The following is a 15,056-nucleotide window of genomic DNA, read 5'->3' on the forward strand; positions in this document are numbered from 1 at the left end:
CGTAGGCGGAGAGCACGCCGGCGAGCGGGTGGATCATCACCGTACCGATGCCGAGAGCGTCGGCGACCAGACAGGCGTGCTGGCCGCCCGCACCGCCGAAGCTGACCAGCGTGAAGCGCGTCGCGTCATGCCCGCGGCCGACCGAGATGGTGCGGATCGCCTTGGCCATGTCGGCGACCGCGATCGCGACCAGCCCTTCCGCCGCCGCCTGCGGGGTCATCGCCCGGCCCGTCGCCGCCGCGATCCCGGCGCACAGCGCGGCGAACCCCGCCTCGGTCGCGGCACGATCGAGCGGGGCGTCGCCGTGCGGGCCGAACAGGCGCGGGAAATGCTCGGGCCGGATCTTGCCGAGCAGCAGATTGCAGTCGGTGATCGTCAGCGGGCCGCCGCGGCCGTAGCAGGCGGGGCCGGGCACCGCGCCCGCGCTCTCGGGCCCGACCAGCAGCCGCGCGCCGTCGAACCGGCAGATCGAGCCGCCGCCCGCCGCGACCGTATGGATGCGCAGCATCGGCGCGGTGATCCGCGCGCCGGCCACCACCGCCTCCTGGTCGCGCTCGTAGCGGCCGGCGTGGAGCGAGACGTCGGTCGAGGTGCCGCCCATGTCGAAGCCGATAACGCGCTCGAAGCCAGCCTGCGCGGCGGTCGCGGCCATGCCGACGATGCCGCCCGCCGGCCCCGACAGGATCGCATCCTTGCCGCGGAACAGGCGCCCGTCGACCAGCCCGCCGTTCGACTGCATGAACAAGGGCGTGCCGCCCAGCGCCACGCTCAGCCCCGCGACATAGCGGTGCAGCACCGGCGAAAGATAGGCGTCGACGACGCTGGTATCGCCGCGCCCGATCAGCTTGATCAGCGCGCCGACCTCATGGCTGATCGACACCTGGCTGAAGCCGATCGTTCGCGCGAGCTCGGCGAGCGCGCGCTCGTGCGCAGGATAGCGATAGCCGTGCATCAGCACGATCGCGACCGCCCGCAGGCCGCGCGCATAGGCCGCGGCCAGTCCCGCGCGCGCCGCCGCGAGGTCGAGCGGGCGCAGCACATGGCCCGCGGCGTCGACGCGCTCGTCGATCTCGAGCGTTTCGGCATGGACCGGCGCCGCGCGCACGATGTGGCGCGCGAAGATGTCGGGGCGGTCCTGCGTGCCGATCGTCAGCGCGTCGCCGAAGCCGCAGGTGATCGCGAGCAGCACCGACTCGCCCTTGCGCTCGAGCAGCGCGTTGGTCGCGATCGTCGTGCCGATGCGGACGTCGGCCGGGGGCAGCGGCCCCGCGCCGCATCCGGTCAGCGACCGGATCGCGGCGACCGCGGCGTCTTCCCGGCGGGCCGGGTCTTCCGAGAGCAGCTTGGCGGTGACGATGCCGCCGTCGGGCTTACGCGCGACGACATCGGTAAAGGTGCCCCCGCGATCGATCCAGAACTGCCAGCCCGCCATTGCCGACCGACATGCCATCAAGCCGCGCGCGACGCCAGCGTGGCGCGGTGTGCGTTAGGTCTTCAATGCGCGCCTTCTCCCGCGAAAGCGGGCGCCCAGCGTTTCAAGCGCCGTAGACCGCGGATCAGGCGCGGATCAGGCGGTCTGGTCGATCAGCGTGCCCGGTTCGATCGTCGCGAGATAGTCCTTGGCGGGATCGGCCGCGGCGGCGCTCGCGGACGGCTTGCCGTATTTGATCTTGTCGGCGTCGGTCGCGGTACTGGTCGTCGTCGTCGTGCTGTCGTCGGTGTAGGTGATCGTCGTGGTCATCGTCGATCCGACGACCGTCACGGATTCGGACAGCTCGGTCTTGCTCGCCCCGCCGCCACCACCGCCGCCACCGCCGCCCGATCCCCCCGCCGACCCGCCGGTCGATGCGGCGGCCGCGGCGGGCGCCGCCGCCTGGCTGGTGATCCCCGACGCGGTCGATTGCGCGTCGACCTGATCGAGCGTCTTCTTGACCGCAGCGGCATCGTCCTTCGAGAGCTTGCCCGACGACACGTCGGCGGCGATCCGCGTGTCGAGCGCCGCGCGCACCGAGACCGAGCTGGTGACCGTCCCCGTGTTGCCCGCGGTCGCGGCGGTGGCGGCGGCGAGATCGGTCGCGACCAGCTTCGCTTTGTCCGCCGACAGGCCGTTGGCCTCGAGCTGCTTCAGAAGAGGATTGGTCGCGGTTACGCTGCTGATCGTCACGAGAATCTCCCTTATCCTACGCGGTAACGACAGGCGTGGCGCAGGCTTTAGGGTGGCAGTGAAAAAATTCTTTGATCCTCCCCTCTCGCGGAAGGGGAAGGATTTACGCCCGCCCCGCATCCCTCGCCGCGATCATGCGTTGGCAGGCAAATTCGTTACGGAGCTGCGATGACCCTGCCCCCGCCGTCACCGTCGCGCCGCGTGGTGATCGGCGGTCTCGCCGCCGGCCTCGCCGCCGCGCGCGCGCCGGGCCATGCCGCCTCCACGCGCCGCTTTCCGCCCGGCTTTCTCTGGGGGGCGGCAACCTCGGGCCACCAGACCGAGGGCAACAACCTCGCCTCCGACATGTGGCTGCTCGAGCATCTCGCCCCGACGATCTTCGACGAGCCTTCGGGCGACGCATGCAACAGCTTCGAACTCTGGCCCGCCGATCTCGCGCTGGTCCGCGATCTCGGGCTCGGCGCCTATCGCTTCTCGCTCGAATGGGCGCGGATCGAGCCCGAGCGCGGGCAGTTCTCGACAGCGATGCTCGACCATTACCGCCGCATCATCGAGGGATGCCACGCCCGCGGTCTCGTCCCGATCGTCACCTTCAACCATTTCACCACGCCGCGCTGGTTCGCCGCCGCGGGCGGCTGGACCAACCGCCAAGCCCCCGAACTCTTCGCGCGCTTCTGCGACAAGGCGGCACGCGCGCTCGCCGACGGGATCGGCTATGCGACCACGCTCAACGAGCCCGACCTGCTGCCGCTGCTCAACTGGCGGTTGACGCCGCGGCCGCACAGCAAATTGCGCGACATGCTCGCCGCCGCCGCGATCGCCTGCGGCACGCCCAAATTCTGCGCCGCCAACATGGCCAATGACGAGGACATCGCGGTGATGACCCCGCTGCTGATCGCCGGGCACAAGGCCGGGCGCGCGGCGATCAAGGCGGTGCGCCCGGCGCTGCCGGTCGGGGTCAGCCTCGCGGTGCAGGACGATGTCGCGGTCGGGTGGGACTCGATCCGCGATCTCAAGCGGGCGGAGGTCTATGCGCCCTGGTTCGCGGCGGCGCGGGACGACGAGTTCGTCGGCGTGCAGAATTACGAGCGCATGTATATCGGGCCGCACGGCACCACCGGTGCGCCGGCGGGCGTGCGGCTCGGCCATTCGGGGCAGGACAATAACCCCGCCTCGCTCGGCGCGGTGGTGCGCTATGTCCATGCGCAGGTCGGGCGGCCGGTGATCGTCAGCGAGAATGGGCTCAACACCCCGCACGACGCCGAGCGCGTCGCCTATATCCCGGCCGCGCTCGCCGGGCTGCACGAGGCGATCGCCGACGGCGTGCCGGTGCTCGGCTACATCCACTGGTCGCTGCTCGACAATTTCGAGTGGAGCGCGGGCTATGCGCCCAAATTCGGGCTGGTCGCGGTCGACCGCACCAGCTTCCGCCGCACGCCGAAGCCGAGCGCGCATGTGCTCGCGCGGATCGCGGCCGCCAATGCGGTGTGAGGCGCATAGTCCTTCGTCACCCCGGGCTCGACCCGGCATGACGGGAAGTCTGCGATAGCTAGATGGCCAGCGGCCCCGCCGTCGCGCGCAGCACCACGGAGATCGCGATCGCCGCCACGGTCACGCCGAGCGCCCAGCCGAGCCGCCCCCGGTCGACGCCGCGGCACGCGGCGAGCAGCACCGCCGCAAGGTTCGCCGCGACGATCAGCCAGAGATGGTAGCGCAGGTCCGATGCGATGCTGACCACCGCAAAGCTCGCGGTCATCATCAGCCCCGAGAAGGCGAGCGCGAGCCCGAGTTCGCGCGCCGGCTGGCGGGGGGTGGCGAGCAGCGTCCAGAAGATCCCCGCGAGCAGCAGCGCCCACACCGCCGGCACGCCGAGCGGCGTCCGCTCGAGCGCCGCCGCCAGCGTCTTGAGATCGAGCAGCCCGCGCGTCTGCGGGCCGCCCAGGCCATCGGGATTGGCGTCCGACTTGGACGGCGCGACCGAGCTGAGCTCGGCGGCGGGCGTCGCGATGCGCAGCGTCGCGTTGAGATGCGCGAGGCGGTGCTCGGCATAGGCGATCGGGTGCGCCGCGATCGTCGCCACCCAGCGGTGGATCACCGACGGATGCGTGTCGTCCTCGGCGGCGATCGCGTCGCCCATCGTGCCGCAACGCGTGCGATCGGCGAAGGGGTCCCAGTAGAAGGGCGTGTAGCAGTGCCGCGCCTCGGCCTGTGCCCACTCCGCAGGCGTCAGCCCAGGCGGCGCGGCGAGCGGGGCGAAATGCGCGATCCCCACCATGTCGAACACCGGCAGCGTCGCGGTGACCCCCGATCGCTCGGCGGCGAACAACCGGTGGTTGATCGGATCGGAGACCAGGATGACCAGGATGGTCGCGGCGCCCATGACCATCGCCCGCGCCCACCAGCGCCGCACCCCGCCCCAGCCCGCCAGCATCAGCGCGAACGGCACGACGGCGAACACCGCATTGGCGCGGACCAGCGCGGCGTAGCCGAGCAGCAGCGCGACGAGCGCGACCGCCGCCCACGGCAGCCGCCCGCCCGGCAGCCGGTACCAGGCGACGATCCCGGTTGCCGCAACCAGCGCCGCGATCATCTGCGTGTCCTTGACGACCACCGGCAACCAGTTGAGCAGGATCGGCGACAGCGCGACCAGCAGGGAGGCGAAGGCGGCGCGCGGCGCACCGCTCCGCGCCAAGCCACCCGCGAACAGTCCGATCCCCGCCCAATAGCCGGCGAGTTGGAGCAGCAGCATCGGCAGCATGCCGCGCCCCCCGACCGCGAGCGTCAGCGCCCACAGCCGCGCCATCACCGGCGGGTGCCAGTCGTCATACTGCCCGGCGAGCGCCTGCTCATATTGCCGCAGCGTGTCGTAGGCGGCGACCCCCGGCCACATCGTCCACAGGCACAGGCCGAAGAGGAGCAGGGACGCGAGCGCGATCCGGCGCAGCGATGCGTTCTGCTCGGTCCGTCTCGCCATGCAATCCTCGCGCTGCCCGCGCTCCCTATAGCGGGATTGCCCGCGAGGCGAAGCACGCTCTTCATCCTCGCCAAGCGAGCCCGGGGAGGATGTTCAGCCGGCCAGTGGCCAGAAGAAGGCGATCAGCGGCACGCCGACCGCGATCACCATGATCGAGAGCGGCAGGCCGAGCCGCCAATAGTCCCAGAATTTATACCCGCCCGGCCCCAGCACCAGCGTGTTGCACTGGTGGCCGACGGGGGTGAGGAAGTCGCAGCCCGCCCCGGTCGCCACCGCCATCAGGAACGGATCCGGGTTGAGATGCAGCGCCTTCGCCACCGACACCGCGATCGGCCCCAGCACCAGCACGGTCGGCGCATTGTGGAGGAAGGGCGAGCACAGCATCGACGCCACCATCAGCACCGCCAGCACCATCACCGGCGGCGAGCCGGTCAAGAGCTGGGCAAGTCCGCCCGCGATCAGGTCGGTGCCGCCGCTGTGCTGCACCGCCTCGCTGATCGGGGTGAGCGCGCCGATCAGGATCAGCACCTCGGGCTCGAGCGCGCCATAGGCCTCGCGCATCGGCAGCGCGCCGACGATCACCACCGCGACCGCCGCGCCGAAGAAGCCCGCGGTCACCGACACGATGCCCAGCGCAACCAGCAGGATCGCCGCCGCCAGGATCAGGATCGGCCCGAAGCGCTGGCGGCGGTTGCCAAGCTTGACCGTTCGTTCGGCGAGGGGGAGCAGGCGTAGCTGCCCCATGAAGTCGGCGAACGCGCTCTCCCCCGCCTGGATCAGCAGCACGTCGCCCGCGCGCAGCGTCACGTCGCGCAGCCGCTCGCTGATCCGCTGGCTGGCGCGGCCGACCGCGAGCAGCTTGACCCCGTGCCGCTCCTGGATTCGCGAGCGTTGCGCCGAACTCCCGATCAGCGGCGAGTCCGGCTGGATCACTGCCTCGACCGATCGCACCTCTTCGCGCGCCGCGTCGGTTTCGATGGCCTGTTCCGAGCGCGCGGGCTTGAGCGGGAGGCGGCCGAACAGATGCGACAGCGCCTCGTCGTCGCCCTCGAGCACCAGCACCTCGCCGGGCCGCAGCGGCGCATCGGGGCCGGCCGCGACGCGAGTGCCGTCCGCGCGCACGATCGCGACCAGCTCGACGCGGTCCTGGCCGAGATCAAGGTCGGCGATCGTCCGCATCGTGTCGGGCAGGTCGTCGGGGATCGTCGCCTCGGTGGAATAGGCGGCGCCCGCCGACACCGATTCGAGCCCCGCATTGCCGGCGCGGTCGCGCGGCAGCAGACGCCAGCAGAGGCTGACCACGACGAGCCCGAGCGCGGTCAGGCACAGGCCGACGGGCGCGAAGTCGAACATCCGGAACGGCTTGCCCAGCGTCTCCTCGCGGACCTGGCTGACGATGATGTTGGTCGAGGTGCCCACCAAGGTGACCAGCCCGCCGAGCAGCGACATGAAGCTCATCGGCATCAGCAGCGCCGAGACCGAACTTCCCTCGGTGCGGCCGAGCTTGAGCGCGGTCGGCATCAGGATCGCCAGAGCGCCGACATTCTTGGTAAGAATCGACAGCAAGGCGGTCGCGCCCGCCATCACCGGCACCTGCAGCGCGAGCGTCTTGAGCCGCACCAGCAGCGGCCGGATGCCGACCTCGATCACCCCCGATTTGGCGATCGCGGCACTCACCACCAGCGCCGAGGCGATGATCACGACGACGTCGCTGGTGAAGCCGCTGAACGCGCTCTTCACCGGCACGACGCCGACCGCCATGCCGATCAGCAGCGCGACCAGCGACACGACGTCGTAGCGGAAGCGCCCCCAGGCAAAGGTCGCGATCGCGCCCCCGACCAATGCGAACGACAGGATCTGGGGCGTGGTCACAAGGGCGGGCGCAGCGTCATCGCAGCAGACGACGCGCGATGGGGAGGATAAGTTGCGCGGGGTCGGTAACCGCGGCGGGCTGCGGCGCGTATAGCGTGCAGGAAGTGGCGATGTGAACCGATCTCGAATAGGGCGGGCCATCCACAAGCCACACCGTCATTCCCGCGCAGGCGGGAATCCATAGACGCGGCGTTTCGTCATCTGGCGTCGCGTGTATGGATCCCGGATCAAGTCCGGGATGACGAAAAAGAAAGAGCGGCGGAGACCCGAATGACGGACCATCCCGAGACGCCCCAAGGCGGCGACATCGTCTACCGCCACCGCTTGCCCGTGCGTCTCTGGCACTGGGTCAATGCGCTCAGCGTGATCGTCATGCTGATGAGCGGGCTGATGATCTTCAACGCGCACCCGCATCTCTACTGGGGTGCCTATGGCGCGAACCACGACCACAGCTGGCTCGACATCACCCCCGGCCATCTGCGCGTCGGGCCGCTGGTCATCCCGACGCCGGGCATCCTCGGCGTCTCGCCCGGCGGCCGCTTCGTCGCCTTCCCGCCGCTGGTCACCATCCCGTCGAGCTACAATCTCGCCCACGCCCGCGAATGGCACCTCGCCTTCGCTTGGGCTTTGGTCGTGCCGGGGCTGCTCTACTGGGCATGGGGCTTCGCGCGCCGCCACATCCAGCGCGACCTCGCCCCCACCCGCGCGGAGTTGCGGCCGTCGCACATCGCCCACGACATCGGCCAGCACGCACGCCTGCGCTTCCCGACCGGGGCTGCGGCGCGCTACTATAATGTGCTGCAGAAGCTGGCCTATTGCGCGGTGATCTTCCTGCTCATCCCCGGCGTCGTGCTGACCGGCCTGACCATGTCGCCGGCGATCGACGCCGCCTGGCCGTGGCTGCTCGACGTCTTCGGCGGGCGGCAGTCGGCGCGCTCGATCCATTTCCTCTGCGCGATGGGGCTCGCCCTGTTCATCCTCGTCCACCTCGTGATGGTCGTGCTCGCCGGGCCGATCAACGAGGTCCGCTCGATGATCACCGGCCGCTACCGCCTGCCCCGCGAGCGCGGCGAATGAGCGCGCCCCTCACCCGCCGCCGGCTGCTCGGCTCGCTCGCCGCGGGTGGCGGCGGACTGCTCCTCGCCGGCTGCGACAAGATCGACGCGTCGCCCAGCGTGCAGCGGATCCTCGGCCTCGCCGAGCCGATCAACCTCCACGCGCAGCGCCTCGTCTCGGACCGCGCCGCGCTCGCCCCCGAATTCTCGGCGTCGGAGATGTCGCCTTTCTTTCGCACCAACGGCACCTCGTCGCCCGGCACGCCCGACTATACGCAGCTCGTCGCGAGCAATTTCTCGGATTGGAAGCTGGCGGTGGACGGCCTCGTCGCCACCCCGCTGTCGCTGTCGCTCGACGCGATCCGCCAACTCCCGCGCCGCACCCAGATCACCCGCCACGACTGTGTCGAGGGCTGGAGCGCGATCGGCCAGTGGACCGGGCTGCCGCTGGGGATGCTGCTCAAGCAGGCGCGGCTGCGACCCTCCGCACGCTACATCGTGTTCCACTGCGCGGACCTGTTCAACGGCACGCCCTATTATGAATCGATCGACCTGATCGACGCCTTCCACCCGCAGACCATCCTCGCCTGGGGCATGAACGGCCACCCGCTCGACGTCGGCCACGGCGCGCCGCTCAGGCTGCGCGTCGAGCGCCAGCTCGGCTACAAGCAGGCCAAATATGTGATGCGCATCGAGGCGGTGGCATCGCTCGCCGGGATCAACGGCGGCAAGGGCGGGACATGGGAGGACGCGATCGGCTACCAATGGTATGCGGGGGTGTGAGGCCCGCGCCGCCTATCCCTACATCGTCGTCCCGGACTTGATCCGGGACCCATAGACGCGGCGCGCGAGAGGTGACGCCCGAGCGCGGCCCTCGCGCAACCGCCTGCGCGCCGCATCCATGGGTCCCGACTTTCGTCGGGATGACGAAGAAGAAGGGTCGGCATAAGCGGCCGCGCATTGCGCCCCCTTGCCCCGCTCGGGCATAGCCGCCGGATGGACATGCCCACCGACACCAGCCCCGCGATCAGCGTCACCGAGCTGTTCACGATCGGCATCGGCCCGTCAAGCTCGCACACCGTCGGACCGATGCGCGCCGCCTTCGCCTTCGCGCGGATGCTGGTCGAGGACGGGGTCGAGCCCGTGCGCCTCAAATGCGACCTCTACGGCTCGCTGTCGCTGACCGGCCGCGGCCATGGCACCGACGGCGCGGTGCTGCTCGGGCTGGCCGGCGAGACCCCCGAAGGCGTCGATCCCGATGCGGTGGCGGCGCTGGTCGCGCGCATCCGCAACACCCGCACGCTGCCGCTCGGGGGCGGCGCCGAAATTCCCTTCGACGAGTCTGCCGACCTCGTCTTCCACGCAAGCTTCCTCCCCGCCCACCCCAACGGCATGGCGTTCACCGCGGTGCTCGCCGACGGCAGCCGCATCACGCGGCGCTATTATTCGATCGGCGGCGGCGCGATCCGGATGGAGGGCGAGGTGCCGCTGCGCGCCAATGTGGCGGTGCCCTATCCGTTCGGATCGGGCGACGAGTTGCTCCGCCTCGGCGCGGCGACCGGCCTCAGCATCGCCGAGATCGTCCGCGCCAACGAGGCGGCGTGGCGCGACGAGGCCGAGACCGACGCCTTCCTCGCCTCGGTCCGCTCTGCCATGTTCGCCTCGATCGAGCGCGGCTGCCACGGCGAAGGCGAGCTGCCCGGCGGGCTCCACGTGCCGCGCAGGGCGCGCAAGATCCGCGAGAAGCTGATCGAGCGGGGCCCGCGATCGGATCCGGGGCTCGTGTTCGAGTGGGTCAGCCTCTACGCGCTCGCGGTCAACGAGGAGAATGCGGCGGGCGGCCGCGTCGTCACCGCCCCGACCAACGGCGCGGCCGGAGTGATCCCGGCGGTGCTCAAATATTATGAGGCGTTCGTCCATGGCGCGAACCCCGCCGGTTCGCGCGCCTTCCTCTACACCGCGTCGGCGATCGGCTTCCTCTACAAGACGCGGGCATCGATCTCGGCCGCCGAGATGGGCTGCCAGGGCGAGGTCGGCGTCGCCTGCTCGATGGCGGCGGCGGGGCTGGCGGCGGCGCTGGGTGCCTCGAACCATCAGATCGAGAACGCCGCCGAGATCGGCATGGAGCATAATCTCGGCCTCACCTGCGACCCGATCGGCGGGCTGGTCCAGATCCCCTGCATCGAGCGCAACACGATGGGTGCGATCAAGGCGATCAACGCGGCCTATCTGGCGCTGCACGGCGACGGCCAGCACATCGTCTCGCTCGACCAGGTGATCGAGACGATGCGCCAGACCGGCGAGGACATGAAGAGCAAATCTAAGGAAACCAGCCTCGGGGGCCTGGCGGTGAACGTGGTGGAATGCTGAGGGGCTGATAGCGGGCAGCGGCCGTCATCTTCTTCGTCATCCCGGACTTGATCCGGGATCCATACGCGCAGCGTCCGCTTCCCAGGCGGAGACCGCGCTTGTCATCGTCCCGCGGAGCCACGAACGCCTCGGCTATGGATCCTGACCTTCGTCAGGATGACGGGCTTTGGAGTTGGCTCTATCCAGCCGCTTGACAGAACGAACCTTTTAGGTTATACGCTTGCTCCGTCCGCTGTCGCCTCCGATCAGGGCGACGCAGCGGGCGGGACGGGGTGGCGGTGCGATCGGCCGCCCGAACGGCCGGCGTGCCGGGCATCCGGAGGGACAAGCCCGCTACCCATGTTCAACCAGGCCAGCGCCTGCTTGCCACCCCCGTGCCACGAGGGGCCCCGGCAGAGAACCAGGCGTCCGCCCCAATGGGATCGCATCGATTTCCGCGCTGCAAAGGCCGCTTCGGCTCTGAGAGCTTCTTGCGGCATCAGGCGACCGGCGACGATGAAGGCCCTCGCGGGAAGAGAACCCCGCACACCTCCGCCTGCCACGAGGCACGCGGGCACGCCGGCCGTTTCTCTCGTGCGCGACGGGAGAGGTGCGTCCGCAAATCCTACAGCAAAAGCCCTCTCCCTCAGGGAGAGGGTTGGGTGAGGGTGTCCAGCCTTCGAAGTGGGACGCGACGCTGACGCGTCGCTCCCTCTCACCCCGACCCTCTCCCCGTCGGGGAGAGGGAGAGGTCAGCCGAACCGCCCCGTCACATAGTCCCTGGTGCGCGGGCTCTGCGGGCGCTCGAACAGCTCGGCGGTGGGCCGGAACTCGATCATCTTGCCCAGGAACATGAAGCCGGTGTGGTCCGAGATGCGCGCCGCCTGCTGGAGGTTGTGCGTCACGATCACGATCGTGAAGTCCTTCTTGAGCTCCATCAGCGTCGCCTCGAGCTTGGCGGTCGAGACCGGATCGAGCGCGGAGGCGGGCTCGTCGAGGAGCAGCACCTCGGGCTCGACCGCGATGCCGCGCGCGACGCACAGCCGCTGCTGCTGTCCGCCCGACAGGCCCAGGCCCGAGGCCGACAGCTTGTCCTTGACCTCGTCCCACAGCGCCGCGCGCTTGAGCGAGCGTTCCACGATCACGTCCATCTCGGCCTTGGACTTCTTCTGGTGCAGGCGGACGCCGAACGCCACATTGTCGTAGATCGACATCGGGAAGGGCGTCGGCTTCTGGAACACCATGCCGATCCGTGCGCGCAACGCCGAGGTGTCGAGCCCGCTCTCGTTGAGCTCGACGTCGCCATCGCGCGCCTTGAGCCGGGCGAGGCTGCCGCGGTCGGACAGGATGTCCTCGCTGTTGAGCAGGATGCGGCCGGTCGCATGCTGGCCGGGATACATGTCGTAGATGCGGTTGAGCGCACGCAGCAGCGTCGACTTGCCGCAGCCCGACGGGCCGATCAGCGCGGTGATGCGGTTGCGCTCGACCGGCAGGTCGACGCCGAACAGCGACTGGGTCTTGCCGTAGGAGAAGTCGAGGTTGCGCGCTTCGAGCACGAGCTCGCCGGTCGGCCGGGTCATGATCGGTGCCTCGGTCGAGGCGGCGATGTTGGGCGACGCGGGCGAAATGGGGGTGGCGATGTCGTTCATGGACGATGCGTCTCCCGGGCGAGCAGGCGCCCGATGGTGTTGACGGCGAGCACGGCCACCGCGATCAGCAGCGCGCCCACCCAGGCGAGGCGCCGCCAGTCGTCATAGGCCGACAGGGCGAATTGGAAGATGGTGGTCGGCAGGCTGGCCATGGGCTGCGCCATGTTGAGCGAGAAGAACTGGTTGCCGAGCGAGGTGAAGAGCAGCGGCGCGGTCTCGCCCGAGATGCGCGCGAAGCCGAGCAGGCCGCCCGTCAGGAGGCCGGCGCTTGCCGCCTTCCAGATGATCGAGCGGATCACGAACCCGCGGCCGGCGCCCAGCGCCATGCCGGCCTCGCGCAGCGTGTTGGGCTGGAGCGCGAGCATGTCCTCGGTGGTGCGCGTCACGATCGGCACCGCGAGCAGGGCGAGCGCCAGCGCACCGGCATATCCCGAGAAATGGCCGAACAGATGCGCGACCATGATCTCGTAGACGAACAGGCCGATCAGGATCGACGGCGCCGAGAGCAGCACGTCGTTGAGGAAGCGCACGGCGTGGCCATAGGGCGTCTGGCCGCCATATTCGGCGAGCCAGGTGCCCGCGAGGATCCCGACCACGATCGCGATCGCCATGCCGCCCGCGCACATCAGGATCGAGCCGGTGATCGCGTTCTTGAGCCCGCCCGGCGAGCCGGGCGCGGGCTGCGTCATCGTGAAGATGTTGGCGTCGATCCCGCCGACGCCTTCCTTGACCAGCGACCACAGGATCAGCACGAGCGCGGCCAGCGCGATGAAGGTGGCAAGTCCGCAGGCGCCGACGAAGATGCCGTTGGTGAGCTTGCGGCGGAGTGCGCGGTCCATCAGCCCGTCCTCAATTCTTGTTGCCGGCGAGCAGCGCGCGCGCCACCGCCAGCACCGCGAAGGTCAGCACGAACAGCACCAGCCCGAGCGCGATCAGCGCCGAGGTGTGCATGTCGCTGGTCGCCTCGGCGAATTCATTGGCGATCGTCGAGGCGATCGTCGAGCCGCTGTCGAACAGCGAATGCGGAAAGCCGTGCGAATTGCCGATGATGAAGGTGACCGCCATCGTCTCGCCGAGCGCGCGGCCGAGACCCAGCATGATCACCCCGACGGTGCCCTTGCTGACATAGGGCAGCATCACCTTGGCGACGACCTCGAACGCGGTCGAGCCGAGCCCGTAGGCGGCCTCGCGGACCTGGCTCGGCACGGTCAGCAGCAGCTCGCGGAACACCGCCGCCATGTACGGCAGGATCATGATCGCGAGGATCAGCGAGGCGGTGAAGATGTTGGCGCCGTTGGGGACGCCCGAGAAGATCCGGCCGATCAGCGAATGGCTGTCGAAGTCCATCATGATCGGCAGCTGGATGTGCGTCGCGAACCAGGGCGCGAGCACGAACAGCCCCCACATGCCGTAGACGATCGAGGGGATGCCCGCGAGCAGCTCGACCGCGATCGCGATCGGCCGCGCGATCCGCTTGGGGCAGAATTCGACGAGGAAGACCGAGACGCCGAGCGCGAGCGGCAGCGCGATGATCAAGGCGAGGATCGAGGTGACGATCGTGCCCACAATGGGGCCGGCGGCGCCATAATCCTCGGTGACCGGGTTCCAGGCCGTCGAGGTGATGAAGCCGAAGCCGAATTTCTGAAAGGCGGGCCAGCCGCCGATGATCAGGCTGACCACGACGCCGGCCAGCGCCGCCATCAGCAACGTCGCCGCCGAGAAGCACAGCGTGCGGAAGATCGTCTCGCCAAGCGGGCTTTGCGCGCGCGCGGGGCGGTCTTCGGTCCGGGTGTCGATCGCTGCGGTGCTCATCGAAATCCACTCATGGCGTTTATTTGCGTGGGGGCGGACACACCGCCGGTGCGCCCGCCCTCATCCACCGCGCCGCGGCGCGGTTCGGCGATCGCGAGGGCAGGCGGCGTCTAGGAGGACGCCGCCTGCCCCGTCGATCACATGCCCGAATAGACCGGCTTGCCGCCCGCCTTGACGTTGGCGGTCCACTGCTTGCGGACCAGCGCCTTGACCGGCGCGGGCAGCGGCACATAGTCGAGCGAGGACGCGGCCGCGTCACCATTCTTGTAGGCCCAGTCGAAGAACTTCAGGACCGACTGGCCGGCGGCAGGATTGGCCTGCTCCTTGTAGACCAGGATGAAGGTCGCGCCGGTGATCGGCCACGCATTGGCGCCCGGCTGGTCGAGCAGCAGCAGGTAGTTGCCCGGCGCGGACGCCCATTTGGCGCCGGCGGCGGCAGCGGCGAAGGCCGGAGCGTCGGGCGACGGATATTTGCCGTTCTTGTTCTGCACGAGAACGTAGGCGGCGTGGTTCTGCTTGGCATAGGCATATTCGACATAGCCGATCGAGCCGGCGGTCTGCTTGACGAACGCCGAGACGCCGTCATTGCCCTTGCCGCCGAGGCCGACCGGCCAGTTGACCGCGTCCGACGCGCCGACCTTGCCGGCCCAGCCCGCGCTCTTCATCGAGAGGTAGGAGGTGAACAGGAAGGAGGTGCCCGAACCGTCCGACCGGTGGACGACGGTGATCGGCAGCGCCGGCAGCTTCACGCCGGGGTTGTTGGCGACGATCGTGGGATCGTCCCACTTGGTGATCTGGCCGTAGAAGATCGCCGCCAGCATCGGGCCGGTGAGCTTGATCTGGCCGGCACCGATGCCCGGGATGTTGACGACGGGCACGACGCCGCCGACGACGGTCGGGAACTGGTAGAGGCCGGCCGCATCGAGGTCGGCAGGCTTCAAGGGCTTGTCGGACGCGCCGAAATCGACGGTCTTCGCCTTGATCTGCTTGATGCCGCCGCCCGAACCGATCGCCTGATAGTTGAGGCCGGTGCCGGTGGTCGCCTTGTAGGTCTCGGCCCATTTGGCATAGACCGGCGCCGGGAAGGTCGCGCCTGCGCCAGTGATGTCGGCAGCAGGGGCAGCGGTTGCGAGCAGCGCGGCGAGGCCAGCGGTCGCGACGAAAGTCTTCAGCATGTGCGT

At 69.6% G+C, this 15,056-nt stretch carries 12 protein-coding genes; 4 read left to right on the forward strand and 8 right to left on the reverse strand.

Going from position 1 to position 15,056, the window contains the following annotated elements; translation table 11 throughout:
* Both Q0326_RS00955 and Q0326_RS00960 read right to left on the reverse strand, forming a co-directional pair.
* On the reverse strand, positions 1–1,432 hold a 1,432-nt coding region (locus Q0326_RS00955), incomplete at its 3' end, for a hydantoinase/oxoprolinase family protein (RefSeq protein WP_298686222.1).
* Positions 1,433–1,567: 135 nt separating this feature from the next.
* Positions 1,568–2,164, reverse strand: a complete 597-nt coding sequence (locus tag Q0326_RS00960) for a hypothetical protein (RefSeq protein ID WP_298686133.1) — start codon at positions 2,162–2,164, stop codon at positions 1,568–1,570.
* A gap of 168 nt (positions 2,165–2,332) precedes the next feature.
* Here Q0326_RS00960 and Q0326_RS00965 point away from each other — a divergent pair, with 168 nt between their 5' ends.
* A complete protein-coding gene (locus Q0326_RS00965) occupies positions 2,333–3,655 on the forward strand; it encodes a family 1 glycosylhydrolase (protein WP_298686134.1) in 1,323 nt (440 codons plus the stop codon).
* Between the two features lie 58 nt (positions 3,656–3,713).
* On the opposite strand, the gene Q0326_RS00970 is transcribed toward Q0326_RS00965, so the two are convergent.
* Together Q0326_RS00970 and Q0326_RS00975 are read right to left on the reverse strand one after the other, a co-directional pair.
* Positions 3,714–5,138 carry a hypothetical protein gene (locus Q0326_RS00970; RefSeq protein ID WP_298686136.1) on the reverse strand — a complete coding sequence of 475 codons (1,425 nt, stop codon included), beginning with the start codon at positions 5,136–5,138 and terminating at the stop codon, positions 3,714–3,716.
* Between the two features lie 93 nt (positions 5,139–5,231).
* Positions 5,232–7,010, reverse strand: a complete 1,779-nt coding sequence (locus Q0326_RS00975) for an SLC13 family permease (RefSeq protein ID WP_298686138.1) — start codon at positions 7,008–7,010, stop codon at positions 5,232–5,234.
* 270 nt (positions 7,011–7,280) lie between these two features.
* On the opposite strand from Q0326_RS00975, the gene Q0326_RS00980 reads away from it, so the two are divergent.
* From Q0326_RS00980 to Q0326_RS00990, 3 genes are all read left to right on the forward strand, one after another.
* On the forward strand, positions 7,281–8,087 hold the full coding sequence (locus Q0326_RS00980) for a cytochrome b/b6 domain-containing protein (protein WP_298686140.1): 807 nt from the start codon (positions 7,281–7,283) through the stop codon (positions 8,085–8,087).
* Positions 8,084–8,848, forward strand: coding sequence for a molybdopterin-dependent oxidoreductase (locus tag Q0326_RS00985; protein WP_298686142.1), 765 nt, complete (start codon positions 8,084–8,086; stop codon positions 8,846–8,848). The genes Q0326_RS00980 and Q0326_RS00985 overlap by 4 nt, the downstream gene beginning before the upstream one ends.
* Before the next feature lie 213 nt (positions 8,849–9,061).
* Entirely contained in the window at positions 9,062–10,435 is a 1,374-nt protein-coding gene (locus Q0326_RS00990; protein WP_298686144.1) for an L-serine ammonia-lyase, read from the forward strand.
* 731 nt (positions 10,436–11,166) lie between these two features.
* On the opposite strand, the gene Q0326_RS00995 is transcribed toward Q0326_RS00990, so the two are convergent.
* The 4 genes from Q0326_RS00995 to pstS all read right to left on the reverse strand — a co-directional run bounded on the left by Q0326_RS00995 (position 11,167) and on the right by pstS (position 15,050).
* Positions 11,167–11,994 carry a phosphate ABC transporter ATP-binding protein gene (locus tag Q0326_RS00995; protein ID WP_298686223.1) on the reverse strand — a complete coding sequence of 276 codons (828 nt, stop codon included), beginning with the start codon at positions 11,992–11,994 and terminating at the stop codon, positions 11,167–11,169.
* A gap of 65 nt (positions 11,995–12,059) precedes the next feature.
* Complete coding sequence (gene pstA, locus Q0326_RS01000; protein WP_298686146.1) at positions 12,060–12,902, reverse strand: phosphate ABC transporter permease PstA; 843 nt, start codon at positions 12,900–12,902, stop codon at positions 12,060–12,062.
* Positions 12,903–12,912: 10 nt separating this feature from the next.
* Positions 12,913–13,875, reverse strand: coding sequence for a phosphate ABC transporter permease subunit PstC (pstC, locus tag Q0326_RS01005; protein ID WP_298686148.1), 963 nt, complete (start codon positions 13,873–13,875; stop codon positions 12,913–12,915).
* Between the two features lie 137 nt (positions 13,876–14,012).
* Positions 14,013–15,050 (reverse strand): phosphate ABC transporter substrate-binding protein PstS, encoded by a 1,038-nt coding sequence (pstS, locus tag Q0326_RS01010; RefSeq protein WP_298686151.1) that lies wholly within the window; start codon positions 15,048–15,050, stop codon positions 14,013–14,015.
* Between the last annotated feature and the right edge of the window lie 6 nt (positions 15,051–15,056).

It is taken from the genome of uncultured Sphingomonas sp. (assembly GCF_937859915.1).
In the GTDB taxonomy this organism is placed as follows: Bacteria; Pseudomonadota; Alphaproteobacteria; order Sphingomonadales; family Sphingomonadaceae; genus Solisphingomonas.

Excerpts from the sequence above, each read along its gene's own strand:
- Q0326_RS00995 (WP_298686223.1), bottom strand. The coding sequence starts at position 11,994 with ATGACCCGGCCGACCGGCGAGCTCGTGCTCGAAGCGCGCAACCTCGAC.
- Q0326_RS00985 (WP_298686142.1), top strand. The coding sequence starts at position 8,084 with ATGAGCGCGCCCCTCACCCGCCGCCGGCTGCTCGGCTCGCTCGCCGCG.
- Q0326_RS00965 (WP_298686134.1), top strand. The coding sequence starts at position 2,333 with ATGACCCTGCCCCCGCCGTCACCGTCGCGCCGCGTGGTGATCGGCGGT.
- Q0326_RS00970 (WP_298686136.1), bottom strand. The coding sequence starts at position 5,138 with ATGGCGAGACGGACCGAGCAGAACGCATCGCTGCGCCGGATCGCGCTC.
- pstC (WP_298686148.1), bottom strand. The coding sequence starts at position 13,875 with ATGAGCACCGCAGCGATCGACACCCGGACCGAAGACCGCCCCGCGCGC.
- pstA (WP_298686146.1), bottom strand. The coding sequence starts at position 12,902 with ATGGACCGCGCACTCCGCCGCAAGCTCACCAACGGCATCTTCGTCGGC.
- Q0326_RS00990 (WP_298686144.1), top strand. The coding sequence starts at position 9,062 with ATGGACATGCCCACCGACACCAGCCCCGCGATCAGCGTCACCGAGCTG.
- pstS (WP_298686151.1), bottom strand. The coding sequence starts at position 15,050 with ATGCTGAAGACTTTCGTCGCGACCGCTGGCCTCGCCGCGCTGCTCGCA.
- Q0326_RS00980 (WP_298686140.1), top strand. The coding sequence starts at position 7,281 with ATGACGGACCATCCCGAGACGCCCCAAGGCGGCGACATCGTCTACCGC.